The following is a 17,480-nucleotide window of genomic DNA, read 5'->3' on the forward strand; positions in this document are numbered from 1 at the left end:
AGATGACGGTTCATTTCATTGGCGCTGGCCCGGGTGCGGCCGATCTCATCACGGTGCGGGGCCGCGATCTCATCGCAAGATGCCCGGTCTGCCTCTATGCGGGCTCCATCGTCTCGCCCGAGCTGCTGCAATACTGCCCGCCCGGCGCCCGCATCATCGACACGGCACCCATGTCCCTCGATGAAATCGAGCGGGAATATCTGCTGGCTGCCGCCAATGGCGAGGATGTGGCACGGCTTCACTCCGGCGACCTGTCCGTCTGGAGCGCGGTTGCCGAGCAGATCCGCCGGCTGCAGAAGCACGGCATCGACTACACGCTGACGCCGGGTGTACCGTCCTTCGCGGCTGCGGCAGCGGCGCTCGGTCGCGAGCTGACCATTCCGGCGGTGGCGCAAAGCCTGGTCCTGACCCGCGTGTCTGGCCGTGCATCGCCCATGCCGGAGCGGGAGACGCTCGCCAATTTCGGCGCTACCGGGGCAACGCTTGCCATCCATCTCGCCATTCACTCGCTCGCCGAGATCGTCCGGGAGCTCACTCCGCTCTACGGGGCCGAATGCCCGGTGGCCATCGTCTTCAAGGCGAGCTGGCCCGAGCAGAGGATCCTCAAGGGGACGCTGTCGACGATCGAGGCCGAGGTGGCGCGCGATCCGATCGACCGCACCGCGCTGGTCTTTGTCGGCCCCGGCCTCGCCGCGGAGGATTTCCGCGAGAGCTCGCTCTACGATCCGGAGTACCAGCGCCGCTTCCGCGGACGGGACGGCTTCTTCGAATAGGCGTCAAAGGCCGCCGTTGCGGGCAAGGAAGGCGGTGCGTGCCGCCTCTATCCTGGCCCGGTTTTCCTCCGCCCATGTCCAGACGCCGCAGAAGGCGTAGCTGAGCCCATGGCCCATCTCGGTCAGGGTATAATCGACATGCGGCGGAATCACGGGATGGATGCGCCGCTCCACCAGACCGTCATATTCCATCTGCCGAAGCGTCTTGGTCAGCATCTTCTGGCTGATGCCGGGGACCAGCCTGCCCACCTCGGTGAACCGGAGGGTGCCATGTTCCTCCAGCGCCTCCAGGATCAGCATCGTCCATTTGTCCGCGACCTTGCCGATGATGTCCTCAACGAGCTTTTCCAGGGCGGGGTCTACCGGACCATCCGCATCAGGAAACGCTTTCCTGAGCGTATTGGCACATTCAAGCTTTTGATTCATCTACGCTCTCTTTCCGGTAAGTATAAATCTTTCGCGCGCCTACTTACCAGAAGAGATTAAGGCGCCTAGCTTTCCCCCGCAACCCTCAACAGTGGAGCCCAAACATGAAAATGACCGGCAATACGGTTCTCATCACGGGCGGCGGAACCGGCATCGGACGGGCGCTTGCGGAAGCGTTCCACGCAGCCGGCAATCGCGTCATCATTGCGGGGCGGCGCGCAGCTCCGCTCGCGGACGTCGCCGGCGCCAATCCGGGCATGGAATACCGCACGCTCGATATCGCCAGTGCCGACGCCGTGGCCGAGTTCGCCAGCGAGATCGTCACGGCCTTTCCCGACCTCAATGTGGTCATCCATAACGCGGGGATCATGAAGGCGGAATCGCTCGTCGATGCACCCGATTACCTCTCCATTGCGGAAGAGACCGTCGCCATCAACCTGCTCGGCCCGATCCGGCTCACCGCGGCGCTGCTGCCGCATCTCAAGGCCAGGCAGGATGCGGCTATCCTCACCGTGAGTTCGGGACTGGCCTTCGTGCCGCTGGTGCTGACGCCCACCTATTCCGCCACCAAGGCGGCCATCCATTCCTATTCGCAGACGCTTCGCCAGCAGCTGAAGGGCGCGGGCATCGACGTGATCGAGATCGCGCCGCCCTACGTCCAGACCGAGCTGATGGGGCCCGGACAGGCCGTCGACCCGCGCGCGATGCCGCTTGCGGATTTCATCGAGGAGGTGATGACCATCCTGAAAAGCGGGCCTGTGGAGGAGGTGGTGGTCGAGCGTTGCCGCTTCCTTCGGAATGCGGAGGCCGAAGGGCGTTACGCCAACGCCTTCGAAACCGTGAACAGCCTGCACTGAGGCCTCGGGGAGGGGCGGCCTCGTGCCGCCCCTCCTTCGCTCATGCCGTAAGGAAAGCGCCTTCACCGTCCGGTGCCGCAGCCAGTTCCATGGTGTCGCGGTAGTAGCGGGCAAGGCGCACCTCGGCGCCCGGCATCTCGGTGCGGGAGGCAATCCAGCCGATATAGGTGAGACTGCGCAGCGTGAGGAAAAGCGGCAGCGTGGCAACCTCCGCATCGGAAAGGGGCCGTACCGAGCGATAGCCTTCGATCAGGGCATCCTTCAGCGCCGGGAAAAGCGGCTCCGACCGGTTCTTGAGAAGGGCTGTCGCGAGGTCGAACATCCGATAGCCGTGGCCGGCATCGTCGAAGTCGATGAAGGATACCTCGCCGTCGCTGACAAGGATGTTCTCCCGGACGAGATCCGCATGGATCAGGCCATAGTCGTGCCGCCGTTTTTCAAGGGCAGCCATGGCCTTCGCCAGGCGCTCGCGAAGGGCCGAAAGCCCCTCGCGCTCGCTGGCGGACAGCAGAGGGCAATCCCAGAACCGCCCCCAGACGGGCGTTTCTCCGAGCAGCCCGTCACGGTTCCAGTGCGGCCTCTGGAAATCCTTCGGCGCCTTCCACCTGTCGGACTGGTCGTGGAGCCGGGCAACCGTCTGGCCGACCTTGCGGAAGAGATCCACCTGCTCGCGGGGCGACCAGGCGAGCGGCTTTCCGGTCTCGCCGAGCGGTGTGCCGGGAAGCCAGGTGAGCAGGTCGGCAAACTGATCCTCGCCCTCGCCCTCGCAGGGCACGCGCACCAGAAGCTCCCCGCTCTCCGTCTCGATCGGTTCGGGAACGGGCAGGCCGGCACGGTACAGCGCCTGCATCCAGACCAGTTCGGATTGCAGCGCCTGGAGATCATGATAGCCCGGCCGGTGCAGGCGCAGTCCCGCGAAGCTGCCTGTCCCCCGCACCACGCGGAACACCGCGTTTTCCCGGTACTTCACGAGAATCGGGATACGGGATGGCAACCCCCATTGCACAAGGCTGTCCGCGGCCCTGCGTTCGAGCTTTGTGATCAGGGAAAGCGGCAGGAAATCGGCCATGGTCAAAGCCCCGAAAGAACGTCGTCGAGGACGGACAGCATGAAATCCGCATTCTCGCGGCTGAAGGGCATGGGAGGGCGGATCTTCGTCGTGCACTGGTGTATGCCCAGCTTGCCCATCAACACGCCACGCTCGCGCATCTCGTTGATGACACGGGTTGCAAGCTTCGGCGCAGGCTCGCGGGTTTCGCGATCGAGGACGAGTTCCGCGCCGAAGAACAGGCCGGCCCCGCGGGTATTGCCGATCATGTCGTGCTTGTCCGCCAGCTTGCGCAAGCCCGCCAGCGCGTAGGCACCCACGTCACGGGCATTTTGCATGAGGTTTTCCTTCTCCAGCACGTCGAGCACCGCCATGCCGGCCGCGCAGGAAACGGGATTGCCGCCGAAGGTGTTGAAGTAGCGGAAGGCCTTGCGGAACGCGTTCAGCGTATCGGAAGCCGCGACGACGCCGCCGATCGGATGGCCATTGCCCATCGGCTTCCCGAGGGTGACGATATCGGGAACGATGCCCGCGCGCTGGTGTCCCCACATGTGCTCGCCGGTGCGGCCGAAACCGGGCTGCACCTCGTCGGCGATGACTAGGCCGCCAGCCTTGCGTACCGCCGAGACGGCACGGTCCAGGAAGCCGGACGGCAGGTCGGGGAAACCTTCATTGGCAAAGAAAGGATCGATGATCAGTGCCGAGAAGCCGAAGGGCGTTTCCTGAAGCGATGCGATCGCTTCCTCCACCTTTTCCGCAAAGGCGATGGCAAAGGCCTCTCCTCCCTCGCCGCCGAGGGGACGATAGCTGTCCGGGGCGGGCACATGGCGCACATGGCCGCCAAAACCGCCGACAGGCGGCATGCGCGTCGAAAGTTGCGATACCGCCGTCGTATTGCCGTGATAGGTGTGGTCCGTCGCGATGACGCCGGTTTTCCCGGTCACGGCCTGCGCCATGCGCAGCGCCACATCGTTTGCCTCGCTGCCGGTGCAGGTGAGAATGGCCGTATCCAGCGATGGGTCGAAGGTGGCCGTCAGGCGCTCCACATAGTCCAGGATGCCCTCGTGCAGGTAGCGGGTGTGGGTGTTGAGCGTCCCTGCCTGCCGGCAGATCGCCTCGACCACATGCGGATGGCAATGGCCGACATGGGGCACATTGTTGTAGCAGTCGAGATACTTCCTTCCGTCGGCATCGTAGAGCCAGACACCTTCACCGCGCACGATATGGGCGGGATGCTCGTAGAACAGCGACATGTTTGCGCCGAGCAGCCTTTCGCGGCGGGCGATGAGCCGGGTTTCATCGGACATTTCTTGCTCCTCGATTGGGGCGGGTGGGCCGGATCAGCCGGCAGCGAGTTCCTCGACGGCCTTTTCAGCGGGGGAGGATTTGGGGAAGGCGGCGGTGCCTGCCCTCCCGTCAAGCGGGTAGAGGGCGGCGGAGATCGCGCGGGCGGCCTCGCGAACGGCCGATCCCAGGTTTTCGATGCCCCGGTCGTCCACACGCACCAGCGGGGCCGCAATGGCAACGGCGCCGACAGGCGGCTTGCCGGGCGCAAGAATCGGCGCCGCCACACTGATCATCCCGTTCTCCAGTCCCTGCCGGTTGACGGAATAGCCAAGCCGCCGCGTCTCCGCGAGCAGGCTGCGCAGGGGGCCGGTCTCCACGATCGTGTGGGCCGTGAACCGCTCGAGCGGGTGCGACAGATAATCATCGATCAGCAGGGCCGGAGAGAAGGCGAGATAGGCAATGCCCGAGGCACTGGCATGAAGCGGCAGAAGCGTGCCGACCTTGACGGTGACACGATGCGCACGGAAGGATTCCTCCGCATGAATGGTCGAAAGCCGGCCCGCCGAATATTCGGACATATGCACCGTTTCGCCGCAACTTGCGGCAAGGCGGCGGAGAATGGGGAGGCCAACCTGCAGCAGCGGAAGCCGTGCCTCGCGAATCTGCGCCAGCCTGAGCGGCGTTGCGCCGATCCGGTATTTGCGCGTGGCGCTATCCTGTTCCAGAAACCCGAATCGCTCGAGTTCCACCAGGAACCGCCGCGTCGTCGCCTTGTCGAGGCCGCTCACCCGGGCGAGCTCGCTCAAGCCCGCCTCGTGCGGCAATCCCGCGATGGTATCCAGCAGCGTCAATGCCTTCCCGATCGTGCTCATTCGTTTCCCCATGGTCCCGGATTGAACCGGCCCAGATACTTAACATGCGAAGTAAATTGCACGGGCCTTGCCATCTTGCAAGAGGGTATTTGAAACATATGGTTCATATATTGATCCATTCACTTTCCCGAGAGTACCCTCATTTCAGTGTCTGCTGCCTTGTTCAGCTGCGAAGCCCTTGGCCTGTTTGCGACCGTGGAAGCCCTGCATTGCAAGGCAACTCCCGCTTTCGGGCTCTTCCTTCCGGAGGAGGTTGCCCAGATATTATTTAACGTGTGAAATATGTTGACTCGCCCTTTTCCCTGTAGCATGCTCCCCTTCAATGAGGATACGGTTCACGGAACGAACCGGTTTGGGAGGACGCTGAATGACCGAGGCAGCAGGCCGCGCGCCTGATCGCATTCTGGTGAATGGACGCATTTTCACACTCGATCCCGCAAAGCCCTGGGTCGAGGCTCTCGCCGTCAGCGGGGGCCGGATCGTTGCAACCGGATCCACGGGCGTAATCGAGTCCATGGCCGGAGCCGGCACCGATCGCATCGATCTCGGCGGCCGCATGGCGATGCCTGGCTTTGTCGACGTGCATAACCACGTGCTGATGGGCGGCACTGCGGAACTGTTCGAGCGGCGCTTTCCCGGCTCTGCCTCGGTGGAGGAGATCTGCGCCGAGGTGCGCGCTGCCGCCGAAACGCTGGAGCCCGGGCAGTGGATCTTCGGAAGCCAGTGGGGTGCCGATCGCATTGCCGAACTGAACACGGTCGAGGCGCTGAAGAAGCTCGATGAGGCAAGCCTTGGCCATCCTGTCCTGCTGCGCGACGAGACGGCCCATAACCGCTGGGTGAATTCCGAGGCCCTGCGGCTTTGTGGCCTGACCGACGACAGCGAGGATCCTGCCGAGGGGGCGCTCGGGCGCGACCCGCGGAACGGAAAGCTCACCGGCATCCTGATCGAATCGGCTGCCGGCATTGCCGAGCGGGTGGCCAACCAGTACTTCACCTCGGCCATGGCGGAGGCTGCGGTCGCGCAGGCCGTGCGGAGCCTGAACAGCTACGGCATCACGGCCTTTCAGGATGCGGCCTCGGTGCTCTCCATCCTAGAGGCGCTGCGGGCGGTGGAAGACAAGGGCCAGCTGACCGCCTGGGCCGTCACCTCTCTGCCGCTGATCGAGCCGAGCTTCATGTTCGGCGTCTCGGGCGAGGCGCTGCTGGCTCGCCGCGATGAGTTCGTCAGCGCAAAGGTCAGGCCGAATTTCACCAAGATCTTCCTGGACGGCGTTCCCGGTGCCCGCACCGCGGCCTTCCACGAGCCCTATGTGGACGATCCCGCCTTCGAGCGCGGCCACCGCGGCCACACGCTCGTCACCTTCCCAGAGCTGGTGCGCTACATCGATCTCTCGGAGAAGATGGGCATGGGTCTCAAGATCCACTGCACCGGCGATGCCTCGGTGTCGCAGATGCTCGATGCCGTCGAGGCCGTCCGTCACTTCAACGGTCCCCCGACCGTGCTGCATCACATCGCCCATGCCAGCTACGTGCGGCCGGAGGACATTCCGCGCTTTGCCAAGCTCGGCGTCGTTGCCGATCTCTGCCCGATGATCTGGTTCCCGACGACCTTCCTGGACGGGCACCGCCAGGTCATGGGCAAGGAACGGGCGGATCGCTTCTGGCCGAACCGGGATTTCCTCGATGCGGGGACGTTGGTCGCAGGCGGCTCGGATTGGCCGGTGAGCCCGTTCCCGGCGCCGTTCAGCGGGATCGAGGGACTTGTGACCCGCGAAAACCCGGTAGGCGCTTTTCCGGGGGAGAAGCTCTGGGCAGAGCAGGCGATCACGCTCGAAGAGGCGATTGCCATCTACACCATCAATTCCGCCCGTGCGGCCGGCCTCGGCGAAGAGACCGGCTCCCTCGTGCCGGGCAAGTCGGCCGATCTCATCGTGCTCGACCAGAATCTCTTCGAAATCCCGGAAAACCGGATTTCGCACACGAAGGTGCTCACCACCTATTTCGAAGGCCAGCCGGTCTTCCAACGCTGAGACGGATCCCCGGAGGAGGAAGCCGGAGACGTCGTAACGAAAAGAACGAAAAGGGGTATTCCATGAAAATGCTGTTCACCAGACCCGCCGCGCTTGCCGCCGTGACACTCGGCTCCTGTCTCCTGGCAGGCACGGCCATGGCTGCGCCGACCTGCGAGGATGGAGCAATCCAGGTCGGTTCGGTTTCCACCATCACCGGCCCGGTCGATTTCTCCGACGGTCCGAAGGGCGCCAAGGCTGTCTTCGACCAGATCAACGAGGCTGGCGGCATTTCCGGCTGCAAGATCGAGTACACGATGGCCGACGACAAGGCCGATCCGCAGGTCGCAGCCCAGGCTGCCCGCGACCTCATCGACAACAAGAACGTCGTTGCCCTTGCCGGCGGCGCAAGCCTTCTCGACTGCGCGGTCAATGCCGCGACCTACAAGCGCAACGGCGTGCTTTCGGTCCAGGGCGTGGGCGTAGATCCCATGTGCTTCAACGCACCCTCGGTATCTCCCGTCAATGTCGGACCCTACACGCTGACGACCGCCATGCTGGACTATGCGGACAAGGAGCTGAAGGACGAGAAGCTCTGCGCCTTCTTCATCATTCTCGGCGGCACGCAGGAAGCCTATGCGGCAGCCGTCGCGCGCTGGGAAAAGATGAGCGGCAAGAAGATCCACCTGATCGACATGACGCTTCCGCTGCAGGGCGACCTGACGCCCTACCTCATCAAGGCGCGTGACAATGGCTGCGATGCGGTTCTGACCAACCAGGTGGAACCGGGCGTCGTCCAGATGATCAACACCGCCGACGCCCAGAAGATCGAGGGCATCGACTGGCTGTTCCTCGCTTCCGGCTACACGGAAGGCGTGGCCAAGGCACTGCCGAACACGAAGCAGCCCGTCTATCTCGGCACCGAGTGGGAGCCCTATACCGAGGCGAACGAAGCCAACGGCGACTGGATGAAGACCATGGACAAGGCCGGCCTGCCGAAGACCGCCTTCAGCCAGGGCGGCTATCTGGCAGCCAAGGTGCTGGCCGATACGATCGCTTCCATCGAAGGTCCCGTGACCCGCGAAAGCGTGAGCGCCAAGCTGATGGAAGGCAAGGCGATGAAATATCCGATCGCCGGCAGCGAATATGTCTTCGGCGATGCGGCCAAGCACGCGCCGATGCAGGCCACCAAGGTGATGAAGCTGAATGCGGGCAAGTGGGAGCCGATCTCCAAGGATTGGTACGTTCTCCCCGCCGCCGAGTAACAGGTCCCGGCGGACCTGCCGGACGGTGCCGTAAACCCCTCCCGGGCGGCGCCGTCCGGTCATTTTCAGACTGTTGGCGACAGGAACTCGTCCCATGAATTCTCTTCTGACCTCCGCCGTGGCCGGACTGTCCGCCGGCGGAGCCTATGCGATCCTCGGGGTCTGCGCGATCTTCACCTATCGGCTTGTCGCGGTGGTGAACTTTACCGGCGCCGCCATCGGGGCCACAGGCACCTTCGTCATGGTAGCACTCTATGAAAGCGGCGTGCCGCTGGCGCTCGCCGTTCCCGTCGGCATCGTCGCCGGGGCTCTGGCCGCGCTTGCGGTCGGCCTCGTCATGGCCACCTGGTTCTCGGGCGCTGCCGCCTCCACGAAGGCTGCCGTCACCGCAGCGCTTCTCGTCGGCATCATCGCGGTCGGCCTGCGGCTCACGGGCGGGCAGCATCCGCACAATTTCCCCGATCTCATTCCCGGCTCGGCCTTCCGCCTCGCGGGCGTGGAAGTCACCTGGGCGGCGGTCGTCACCATCGCGATTTCGGTGCTCTTCACCTTCATCACCGAGCAGTTTCTCGCACGCACCCAGACGGGTCTCGAACTGCGCGCGCTGTCGCAGCGCCCCATGGCTGCGGAGCTCATCGGCATCCGGGTCAAGCTTCTGGCGCTCAGCGTCTGGGCGGTCATGGGCGCGGTCACGGCCTTTGCACTCATGGTGATCGCGCCGCAGCGCGCACCCGATTTCATGTCGCTGAGCCTCTTGGTCGTGCCGGCACTCGCTGCCGCCCTGATCGGCGCCTTTGCAAGCTTTCGGGCAGCGCTCGCCGGCGGCATGGCCATCGGCATCATCGAGGGGCTCGCCAGCGGTCTCGATACCTTCAGCCAGTATCGCGGCGCGATACCCTTCCTCGTCATTCTCGCTGTTCTCATGTGGTCGCAAAGGGGGGCCCGCTTCGATGAAGCACGCTAGTCTCAAGGCGGCACTGCGCACGGCGCTGACGCTCGGCATCCTTGCCGTCCTCATCTACGCCTTCCTGCCGAAATACTGGATCTTCCTGGTCACCGCGATCTTCATCACCGGCATCGCGCTCCAGAGCCTCGGCCTGGTGACCGGCCGCACCGGCATGATCTCGCTCTGCCAGATGTCCTTTGCGGGCGTCGGGGCCTGGGTCACGGGCTATCTGAACGTTGCGGAAGCCCCGGGCGGGCTGATCCTCTGGATCGTCCTCGGCGGTCTTGCCGCAGTTCCCGTCGGGGTCGTCATCGGCCTTCCGGCCCTTCGTCTGCGCGGCATCAATCTCGCCATCGTGACGCTCGGCTTCGCCGCGGCCTTCGATACGGTGCTCGCCACCATCACCTTTCCCGGCCAGACCGCCTTCATCCAGGTGGTTCGGCCCTCCTGGTTCGAAAGCGACGGCGGTTACTTCGCGCTCGTGATGATCGTCTATGTGGCGATCGCTGTCGCGCTGGAATTCGTCAACCGCTCCCGTCTGGGTGCCTCCTGGCTTGCGGTCCGCCATTCCGAGCGCGCGGCGGCGGCCCATGGCGTCAGCGTGCCGATGGCCAAGCTCTCGGCCTTCGCGATCAGCGCCTTCATCTCGGGCGTCTCCGGCGGCCTGCTTGCCGGCTATCTCGGCACGCTCGTGGCCGAAAACTTCAACATGATGCAGTCGCTGGCGCTCTTTGCGGTCGCCAGCATGGTGGGTGCCCACTTCACCCTCGGTGCGGTTGCCGGCGGGGCGATGATCACGCTCTTCCCGGAGCTGCTCCGCCGCCTCGGCCTGCCGCAGGATATCGGCAACGTCTTCTTCGCCGTGGGTGCCGTACAGGCCATGAGCACGGGCGAGACGATCAGCGAGACCTGGGTCCGCCTCGGTTCGAAGCTCGCCTCCCGTTTCCGCCGGAAGCCCGCAGCGGTCGCCGAGCCGGAAGTGAAGACCGCCCGCCCGCTCGGTACGCCGGCCGTCCACCAGCCGGGCGTGGCGCTGGAGGTGAGCGGCCTCACCGTCCGCTACGGCAATGTGCTGGCGCTCGACAAGGTGTCGCTGAAGGTACCGTCGCGGACTGTCGTCGGCCTCATCGGCCCGAACGGGGCCGGCAAGTCCACCACGGTCGATGCGATTGCCGGCTTCCTGCCGCGTTATGAAGGCAGCGTCTCCCTCAACGGAGGGCCGCTCGAGGGGCTGCTCGCCACCGAACGGGCCCGGCTCGGCGTGCGCCGCACCTGGCAGACGACGCGCATCGCGCCGGAACTGACGGTCGGCGATTACATCCGCCTTGCGGCCCCCGGGATCCGCCCCGCCGAAATCGAGGCCGTCCTCGAATGGTTCGACTGTCCCGTGCCGGAGGCGGCGATCGCCTCCGTGGATGCAGGCTCCCGCCGGCTGATCGACGTCGCGGGCGTGGTCGCCGCAAGGCCGCCGGTGCTGCTCCTCGACGAGCCCGCCGCCGGCCAATCCTACGCCGAGGCACTGAAGCTCGGCGACCGGATCGCCTCGATCCCCGAAGTCTTCGGCAGCGCGGTGCTGCTGATCGAGCATGACATGGATCTGGTGCGGAAGGCCTGCTCGGATATCACGGTGTTCGATTTCGGACGGGTGATCGCCAATGGCGCGCCGCAGACGGTCCTGTCCTCGCCCATCGTGCAGAAGGCCTATATGGGCGTCGAACTGGAGGAGCAGGTGGCATGACCGAGCTCACGATCAAGCAACTCGTCGTCGCGCGTGGCGGCATTCCCGTCGTCCGCGGAATCGATCTCACCGTCCGCTCCGGCGAGATCAGCGTCGTGCTCGGCTCGAACGGGGCAGGCAAGACGACCTCGCTGGAGGGCATCTCCGGGATCATCCCGGCCAAGGGTGCCATCCTCCTCGACGGGGAGGACATCTCGGGCCAGGCGGCGGGCATCCGCGCCCGCAGGGGTCTGCGGCATGTGGAGCAGGGACGCACGGTCTTCCCGGAAATGACCACCGAGGAAAACCTGAAGGTGGCGCTGGCCCCCGGTGCAAGTCTCGACGAGGCCTACGGTCTCTTCCCCGAACTGGTCCAGCGGCGCGACATCAAGTCGGCCATGCTTTCGGGCGGCGAGCAGCAGATGCTGGTGATTGCCCGCGCGCTCGTCGGCCGGCCGAAGGTGATCCTGATCGACGAAATGTCCTCGGGCCTCGCGCCCGTCATCGTCAGCCGCCTGATGGAGGCGGTGCGCAAGCTCGCCGATGGCGGCATGGCGGTGCTGCTTGTCGAACAGTTCGCCAATCTGGCGCTCGGGGTCGGCAACCGCGCCTATGTGCTCCGGCGCGGCGCGGTGGTCTACAATGGCGGCTGCGAGGCGTTGCTCAAGGACCCGGCGCGTCTCCATCACCTCTATCTCGGGGACGTGGCCGATAGTGTGGCGATGCATGCCTGAGAGGGCCGGCGCTTGACCGCCGGCCTGTTTCAGGAGGATGCTGCCTCGAAGGTCCGATAGTGTTGGGAGGCCTGACATGGAACCGTTGAACACGACCAGCCTGGTGAAGCGCGAATTCAGCGCCCAGCCCTATGACAGCTTCCGCCACGACCTGCGCAGCATCTGCGGCTCCTTCAATCCCCATCTCGTGGACAAGGACGACACGGTTTATGGCGCGGCACGGCGCATCGATGTCTGCGGCATGGAATTTGCCCATATCTCCAACGATCTCGACTATGTGCGCCGCGACTGGGACGATATCCGCCAGGATGCCGCCGAGCATCTTTTCCTCATCATGCAGATCGAGGGCAGCTGCGGGCTCGAGCATTCCGGCCAGCAGAACGTGTTGGATGTCGGCGAGTGCATCCTCGTCGACAGCACGCGCCCGACCACCTTCTATTTCAACGGCCGCTTTTCCAACCATCTCTCGCTGCATCTGCCGCGCCAGCTGATGTATACGGAAAGCAAGGTGGATTTCGACATCGCCCGCAAGCTGCTTGCGGACGATCCGATGGCGCTGATGCTGCGCGCGCTGATCGCCAAGATCATGACGACGCCGGAAACCCAAAGCGGCGCGCCGCATCTGCGCGAGCTGATGTACAATGCCACGCGGCAGGCCTTCCTTTCCACCGGCACCCGCGAGGAGCCGCTCCATGCGCTCCCCGACTGTGCGACGAAGCGGATGCAGATGGTCGATCTCCTGATCGACCGGCACCTCACGGAAAGCGATCTTTCGGCCCGCTGGCTGGCGACCCGGCTTGGCGTTTCGATCCGCACGCTGCAGCAGGATTTCCAGGGCATGGGGGTCACCTGCACCACCGTCATCCGCGACCGGAGGCTGCGTTTCGCGCGGCAGAAGATCGAGCAACTGAAGACGGAAAAGAACTGCGGGACCATTGCGGAAGTGGCCTATTCCGCCGGTTTCAACGACATTTCCTACTTCAACCGCTCCTTCAAGGAGCTGTTCGATTGTGCCCCGACGGACCTTCTGAAGAGCGGTTCCCAGGAAAAAGCTGACAAATCATAAATTTTGCGCTCCGGTCCAATTCGGGGCGCGTTCCCGCCCAAGACCAACGGGGCGGGCCTTGGCCATACTCCTCCCAGAAGCTACGGGAGGAGCCCAACGTGAAGCAGTATACCCTGCTGATCGGCGGCGAGCGTGTCGCCACCGAACATCATGCCGATATCCGCAATCCGTCCACCGGCGAGGTGGTCGGCCAGATGCCGCTGGCGACCGAGAAGGATCTCGACCGCGCCGTTGCCGCCGCGAACGCGGCCTTCAAGCTGTGGTCGCTGGTGCCGGATGCGGAGCGTGCACAGGCCTGCCGCGACGTCGCGGAGAAGATTGCCGAACATTCCGAAGAAATCGCCCATCTGCTGACGCTCGAACAGGGCAAGCCGCTCAACGGCCTCGGCTCGCGCTTCGAGCTGGGCGGCGCCCTTGCCTGGACGCGCCACACCGCCGAGCTCTCCCTGCCGGTCGAGGTGCTCCAGGACAACAACGAAGGTCGCGTCGAGCTGCACCGCAAGCCGATCGGCGTTACCGGTTCGATCACGCCCTGGAACTGGCCGGTCATGATCGCCTGCTGGCACATGATCCCGGCGATCCGCGCGGGCAATACCGTCGTCATCAAGCCGTCCCCGCTGACGCCGCTCTCCACGATCCGCCTCGTCGAGGTGATCAACGAGGTGCTGCCGCCGGGCGTGGTCAATGTCGTCACCGGCGAAAATGCCATCGGTGCGGCTCTTTCTGCCCATCCCGGCATTGCCAAGATGACCTTCACCGGCTCGACCGAGACCGGCAAGAAGGTGATGGCCTCCGCCGTCGCCACGCTGAAGCGCCTTACGCTGGAACTCGGCGGCAATGATGCAGGCATCGTGCTTCCCGATGCCGATCCCGCCCGCATTGCCGAAGGACTCTTCTGGGGCGCCTTCATCAACAACGGCCAGACCTGCGCGGCGCTGAAGCGGCTTTACGTGCATGAGAGCCTCTACGACCAGGTTTGCCAGGCGCTTACCGATTATGCCGCCAAGATCACCGTCGGCGACGGGCTCGACGAGAAGAGCGTGCTCGGTCCGGTCCAGAACGCCATGCAGCTGAACAAGGTGCGGGAACTGGTGGAGGATGCCAAGGCCAGGGGTGCGCGCATTCTCATCGGCGGAGAGCCGCAGGAAGGGCCCGGCTATTTCTATCCGGTAACGCTGGTTGCCGACGTGGATCACGGCGTCCGTCTGGTGGACGAGGAGCAGTTCGGTCCGGTCCTGCCGATCATCCGCTATTCCGATGTTGATGAGGTGATCCAGCGGGCAAATTCCAGCCCCTTCGGCCTCGGCGGTTCGGTCTGGTCGGCCGATCCGGAGCGGGCGAAGCATTACGCGCTCCAGCTCGAATGCGGCTCCGTCTGGATCAACAAGCATGGCGCGATCCAGCCGAACGCCCCCTTCGGCGGCGTCAAGCAGTCGGGCATCGGCGTCGAGTTCGGAGCCGATGGCCTGAAGGAATTCACCGTCTCCCAGACCGTGTTGAGCTGACCCATGAGCACTTTCGACTATATCGTCATCGGCGGCGGATCTGCCGGCTGCGTTCTCGTCAACCGGCTCTCGGAGGATCCGGGCGCAAAGGTCCTCTTGCTCGAATCCGGACGCCGCGACCGTGACCCCTGGATCCATATTCCCGCAACCTTCTTCAAGGTGCTGGAAAAGGGTATCGACATCCACCCCTATGCGTCCAGTCCGCAGAAGGGGCTCAACGGGCGGCCGAGCATCGTGCCGCAGGGCAATGTGCTGGGCGGCGGTTCCTCGCTCAATGCGATGATCTACATTCGCGGTCATCGCAACGACTACGACACCTGGTCGCAGATGGGTTGCCAGGGCTGGTCCTATGACGACGTCCTGCCGGTTTTCCGCAATCTGGAGAACAACGAGCGGCTGAACGGCCAGTATCACGGGCAGAAGGGAACGCTTGCCGTTTCCGATCCGCGTCACCGCCACCCGCTTTCGGAGGCCTTCGTGAAGGCGGCAGTCGAAGCCGGGCTTCCCGCCAATGGCGATTTCAACGGCGCCGAACAGGAAGGCGCCGGCTTCTACCAGAGCACCACGAAGGGTGGTCGCCGCTGGAGTTCGGCGCAGGCTTTCCTGCGCGAGGCCGAGAAACGGCCGAATGTCACGGTCCTGACGGAGCGCAAGGTTGCGCGGGTGCTCTTCGAGGGCAAGCGGGCGGTCGGCGTCGAGCTTCTGGACGGAACCGTTTTCCGGGCCAGCCGCGAGATCGTCCTCTCTGCAGGGGCCATCGCCACTCCGCGAATCCTGCAGCATTCGGGCATCGGCAAGGCGGAGCATCTGCGGGAACTCGGGATCGAGGTGGTGTCGGATCTTCCCGGCGTCGGCGAGAACTACCAGGATCACCTGGAAGTGCCCGTCCAGGCCGAGACGCGAGACCCGATCTCGATCCTGGGCCAGGACAAGGGCATCACGGCAGCCATGCACATGCTGCGCTACCTCTCTACCCGGCGGGGGCTGCTGTCGTCCAACGTCGTGGAATGCGGCGGTTTCATGGATACGTCGGGGACCGGCCAGCCGGACGTGCAGTTCCATGTGCTGCCGGTGCTGATCGGCTTCGTCGATCGTGAACCGGAGCCGGGCCACGGCCTGTCCATCGGGCCCTGCTATCTGAGACCCCGCTCGCGCGGCTCCATCCGCATCACAGCGAAGGATCCGAAGGCGCCCTTCGATTTCAATGCCAACCTGCTGTCCGATCCGGCCGACATCGAAACGCTTGTGCGGGGTGTCGAGGCGGCGATCCGCATCCTGGAGCAGCCTTCGCTGGCGCGCATCGTCAAGCGCCGCCTGCTGCCGCGTCCCGGCGTCGAGAAGGACCCCGAGGCGCTGCGCGACTACATCCGGCAGACGGCGAAGACCGTGTTCCACCCGGCGGGCACCGCGCGGATGGGACGGGCGGATGACGCCCAGTCCGTGGTGACGCCGGACCTCAAGGTCAAGGGCGTCGAGGGGCTTCGCGTGGCCGATGCCTCGATCATGCCAACGCTGGTGTCGGGCAATACCAATGCGCCCGCGATGATGATCGGTGCCAAGGCAGCATCGCTCATCACCGGCAAGGCCGTGGCGGGGTGACGAAATCCCGGCCTTCGGGGCCGGAAGCAATGGAGGACGGCGCAGGCACAGGAGGCCTTGCGTCCATTTTGGAGGAGAAAGACATGCTGAAAACCCTGAAGGTGATGGCCGCCGGCCTCGCCTTGAGCCTCTTGACGGCCATGAGCGCCCATGCGGCCGCATCCTGCGGCGATGGTTCGGGCAAGGCCGCCGAGGGCGAGCCGATCGTCATCGGTGCCATCACCGGCAAGACCGGGCCCGACGACTTTTCCAACTCGACCAAGGCGGCCAAGGCCTATTTCGACTGCCTGAACGCCAATGGCGGCATCAAGGGTCGCCCGATCAAGTATGTGGTCGAGGACGACCAGTGGAACCCGGAAACCGCAGCCCAGCTCGGTGCCAAGATCGTCAATGACGAGAAGGCCGTGCTGATGGTCGGCAATTCCAGCTATGTCGAATGCGGCGCCAATGCCGAGTTCTACAAGAAGTCCGGCATCTACGTCATCGCTGGCGTCGGCGTGCCGCGCGAATGCTTCTTTGCCGAAAACTATGCGCCCACCAATGCCGGCCCGCGCGTTTCGATGCTCGGCGCCATGGGCTATGCGCTCGACAAGCTGAATGCAAAGTCGGTCGCCTGCATCGGCCCGAACATTCCCAACGTCGGCACCTGGTCCTGCGAAGGCGTGGCGCTGCTCGCCAAGGAGAAGGGCTTCAAGGCTGACGTGATCCTCATGGATCCCGGTTCCGCCGATGCCACCTCGGTGATCCTGCAGGCCGCTGCCTCCAAGCCGGATGTCATCGTGCTCGGCATGTCCAAGGGTGTGGCCGTGCCGCTGCTGACCGCTGCGGAAGAGCAGGGCCTCAACCAGACCATCACCTTCCTGTCGGCTGCCTCTGCCTATGACCTTTCGGTGCCGGCCACCATCGGTTCCGGCTGGGACGGCAAGTTCTTCGTGAACATGGAGTTCAACGATCTCGAGGCCGATACGCCCGACAACAAGAACTGGCTCGCCGTGATGGACGAATACGGTCAGGAAAGCGACCCGCGCGACACCTTCGCCCAGGCCGGCTATCTGGCAGCACGCATCGCCGAAAAGGCGCTGATGACGCTCGACCCGAACAACATCACCCGCGAGACCGCCTCCGCGGCCGTCCGCCAGGTGAAGGACTTCAAGAGCGATATCTTCTGCGCCCCCTGGTACTTCGGCGACGGCCAGCCCCGCCACAATGCCAATTCCACGACCCGCATGGCGGTCTCGGAAGGCGGCAAGTGGAAGGTCGTGTCCGATTGCGCCCCGTCGCCCGATCCGGAGCTGAAGGACATCCGCGCCTTCGAAGCGACGATGAAGTGACCCTCGTCATTTCGAACTGAACAGAGGCGGCCCGCCCCCGGCG

At 64.6% G+C, this 17,480-nt stretch carries 15 protein-coding genes; 11 read left to right on the top strand and 4 right to left on the bottom strand.

Translation table 11 applies throughout. The features are described 5' to 3' along the window. Window positions 1–2: 2 nt before the first annotated feature. Complete coding sequence (gene cobM / locus GGR23_RS01085; RefSeq protein ID WP_183364261.1) at window positions 3–773, top strand: precorrin-4 C(11)-methyltransferase; 771 nt, start codon at window positions 3–5, stop codon at window positions 771–773. Between the two features lie 3 nt (window positions 774–776). On the opposite strand, the gene GGR23_RS01090 is transcribed toward cobM, so the two are convergent. Beyond that, the gene (locus tag GGR23_RS01090) at window positions 777–1,199 is read right to left on the bottom strand and encodes a winged helix-turn-helix transcriptional regulator (protein ID WP_183364262.1); all 423 of its coding nucleotides are present in this window, start codon (window positions 1,197–1,199) and stop codon (window positions 777–779) included. A gap of 104 nt (window positions 1,200–1,303) precedes the next feature. Between GGR23_RS01090 and GGR23_RS01095 the strand changes: the two genes are divergently transcribed. After that, window positions 1,304–2,056, top strand: a complete 753-nt coding sequence (locus GGR23_RS01095; RefSeq protein WP_183364263.1) for an SDR family oxidoreductase — start codon at window positions 1,304–1,306, stop codon at window positions 2,054–2,056. 40 nt (window positions 2,057–2,096) lie between these two features. On the opposite strand, the gene GGR23_RS01100 is transcribed toward GGR23_RS01095, so the two are convergent. The 3 genes from GGR23_RS01100 to GGR23_RS01110 are packed head-to-tail and all read right to left on the bottom strand — an operon-like array spanning window position 2,097 to window position 5,263. Then, complete coding sequence (locus GGR23_RS01100) at window positions 2,097–3,125, bottom strand: phosphotransferase enzyme family protein (protein WP_183364264.1); 1,029 nt, start codon at window positions 3,123–3,125, stop codon at window positions 2,097–2,099. A 2-nt stretch (window positions 3,126–3,127) separates the two neighbouring features. Beyond that, window positions 3,128–4,411: an aspartate aminotransferase family protein gene (locus tag GGR23_RS01105; RefSeq protein WP_183364265.1), complete on the bottom strand. Its 1,284-nt coding sequence runs from the start codon at window positions 4,409–4,411 to the stop codon at window positions 3,128–3,130. 33 nt (window positions 4,412–4,444) lie between these two features. Next, window positions 4,445–5,263 (bottom strand): IclR family transcriptional regulator, encoded by an 819-nt coding sequence (locus GGR23_RS01110; protein WP_183364266.1) that lies wholly within the window; start codon window positions 5,261–5,263, stop codon window positions 4,445–4,447. Between the two features lie 367 nt (window positions 5,264–5,630). On the opposite strand from GGR23_RS01110, the gene GGR23_RS01115 reads away from it, so the two are divergent. The 9 genes from GGR23_RS01115 (at window position 5,631) to GGR23_RS01155 (ending at window position 17,437) form a co-directional block, all read left to right on the top strand. After that, window positions 5,631–7,295, top strand: coding sequence for an amidohydrolase (locus GGR23_RS01115; protein WP_183364267.1), 1,665 nt, complete (start codon window positions 5,631–5,633; stop codon window positions 7,293–7,295). A 137-nt stretch (window positions 7,296–7,432) separates the two neighbouring features. Next, a complete protein-coding gene (locus tag GGR23_RS01120) occupies window positions 7,433–8,539 on the top strand; it encodes an ABC transporter substrate-binding protein (RefSeq protein ID WP_343066601.1) in 1,107 nt (368 codons plus the stop codon). A 94-nt stretch (window positions 8,540–8,633) separates the two neighbouring features. Then, on the top strand, window positions 8,634–9,503 hold the full coding sequence (locus GGR23_RS01125; RefSeq protein WP_183364269.1) for a branched-chain amino acid ABC transporter permease: 870 nt from the start codon (window positions 8,634–8,636) through the stop codon (window positions 9,501–9,503). Next, window positions 9,490–11,223 (top strand): branched-chain amino acid ABC transporter ATP-binding protein/permease, encoded by a 1,734-nt coding sequence (locus GGR23_RS01130; protein WP_183364270.1) that lies wholly within the window; start codon window positions 9,490–9,492, stop codon window positions 11,221–11,223. Before GGR23_RS01125 ends, GGR23_RS01130 begins: the two co-directional genes overlap by 14 nt. Continuing rightward, window positions 11,220–11,936 carry an ABC transporter ATP-binding protein gene (locus GGR23_RS01135; RefSeq protein ID WP_183364271.1) on the top strand — a complete coding sequence of 239 codons (717 nt, stop codon included), beginning with the start codon at window positions 11,220–11,222 and terminating at the stop codon, window positions 11,934–11,936. The genes GGR23_RS01130 and GGR23_RS01135 overlap by 4 nt, the downstream gene beginning before the upstream one ends. Window positions 11,937–12,012: 76 nt before the next feature. Beyond that, a complete protein-coding gene (locus GGR23_RS01140) occupies window positions 12,013–13,002 on the top strand; it encodes a helix-turn-helix domain-containing protein (protein ID WP_183364272.1) in 990 nt (329 codons plus the stop codon). Window positions 13,003–13,100: 98 nt separating this feature from the next. Further along, window positions 13,101–14,507 carry an aldehyde dehydrogenase family protein gene (locus GGR23_RS01145; protein WP_183364273.1) on the top strand — a complete coding sequence of 469 codons (1,407 nt, stop codon included), beginning with the start codon at window positions 13,101–13,103 and terminating at the stop codon, window positions 14,505–14,507. Window positions 14,508–14,510: 3 nt separating this feature from the next. Further along, window positions 14,511–16,106: a GMC family oxidoreductase gene (locus GGR23_RS01150; protein ID WP_183364274.1), complete on the top strand. Its 1,596-nt coding sequence runs from the start codon at window positions 14,511–14,513 to the stop codon at window positions 16,104–16,106. An 83-nt stretch (window positions 16,107–16,189) separates the two neighbouring features. Then, window positions 16,190–17,437 (top strand): ABC transporter substrate-binding protein, encoded by a 1,248-nt coding sequence (locus GGR23_RS01155; protein ID WP_183364275.1) that lies wholly within the window; start codon window positions 16,190–16,192, stop codon window positions 17,435–17,437. Window positions 17,438–17,480: the final 43 nt, after the last annotated feature.

Source organism: Gellertiella hungarica (assembly GCF_014197145.1).
GTDB classification, from domain to species: Bacteria; Pseudomonadota; Alphaproteobacteria; order Rhizobiales; family Rhizobiaceae; genus Gellertiella; species Gellertiella hungarica.

Bases quoted from the DNA above. Each gene is read 5' to 3' on its own strand.
- cobM (WP_183364261.1), top strand. From the start codon at position 3: ATGACGGTTCATTTCATTGGCGCTGGCCCGGGTGCGGCCGATCTCATC.
- GGR23_RS01090 (WP_183364262.1), bottom strand. From the start codon at position 1,199: ATGAATCAAAAGCTTGAATGTGCCAATACGCTCAGGAAAGCGTTTCCT.
- GGR23_RS01095 (WP_183364263.1), top strand. From the start codon at position 1,304: ATGAAAATGACCGGCAATACGGTTCTCATCACGGGCGGCGGAACCGGC.
- GGR23_RS01100 (WP_183364264.1), bottom strand. From the start codon at position 3,125: ATGGCCGATTTCCTGCCGCTTTCCCTGATCACAAAGCTCGAACGCAGG.
- GGR23_RS01105 (WP_183364265.1), bottom strand. From the start codon at position 4,411: ATGTCCGATGAAACCCGGCTCATCGCCCGCCGCGAAAGGCTGCTCGGC.
- GGR23_RS01110 (WP_183364266.1), bottom strand. From the start codon at position 5,263: ATGAGCACGATCGGGAAGGCATTGACGCTGCTGGATACCATCGCGGGA.
- GGR23_RS01115 (WP_183364267.1), top strand. From the start codon at position 5,631: ATGACCGAGGCAGCAGGCCGCGCGCCTGATCGCATTCTGGTGAATGGA.
- GGR23_RS01120 (WP_343066601.1), top strand. From the start codon at position 7,433: ATGGCTGCGCCGACCTGCGAGGATGGAGCAATCCAGGTCGGTTCGGTT.
- GGR23_RS01125 (WP_183364269.1), top strand. From the start codon at position 8,634: ATGAATTCTCTTCTGACCTCCGCCGTGGCCGGACTGTCCGCCGGCGGA.
- GGR23_RS01130 (WP_183364270.1), top strand. From the start codon at position 9,490: ATGAAGCACGCTAGTCTCAAGGCGGCACTGCGCACGGCGCTGACGCTC.
- GGR23_RS01135 (WP_183364271.1), top strand. From the start codon at position 11,220: ATGACCGAGCTCACGATCAAGCAACTCGTCGTCGCGCGTGGCGGCATT.
- GGR23_RS01140 (WP_183364272.1), top strand. From the start codon at position 12,013: ATGGAACCGTTGAACACGACCAGCCTGGTGAAGCGCGAATTCAGCGCC.
- GGR23_RS01150 (WP_183364274.1), top strand. From the start codon at position 14,511: ATGAGCACTTTCGACTATATCGTCATCGGCGGCGGATCTGCCGGCTGC.
- GGR23_RS01155 (WP_183364275.1), top strand. From the start codon at position 16,190: ATGCTGAAAACCCTGAAGGTGATGGCCGCCGGCCTCGCCTTGAGCCTC.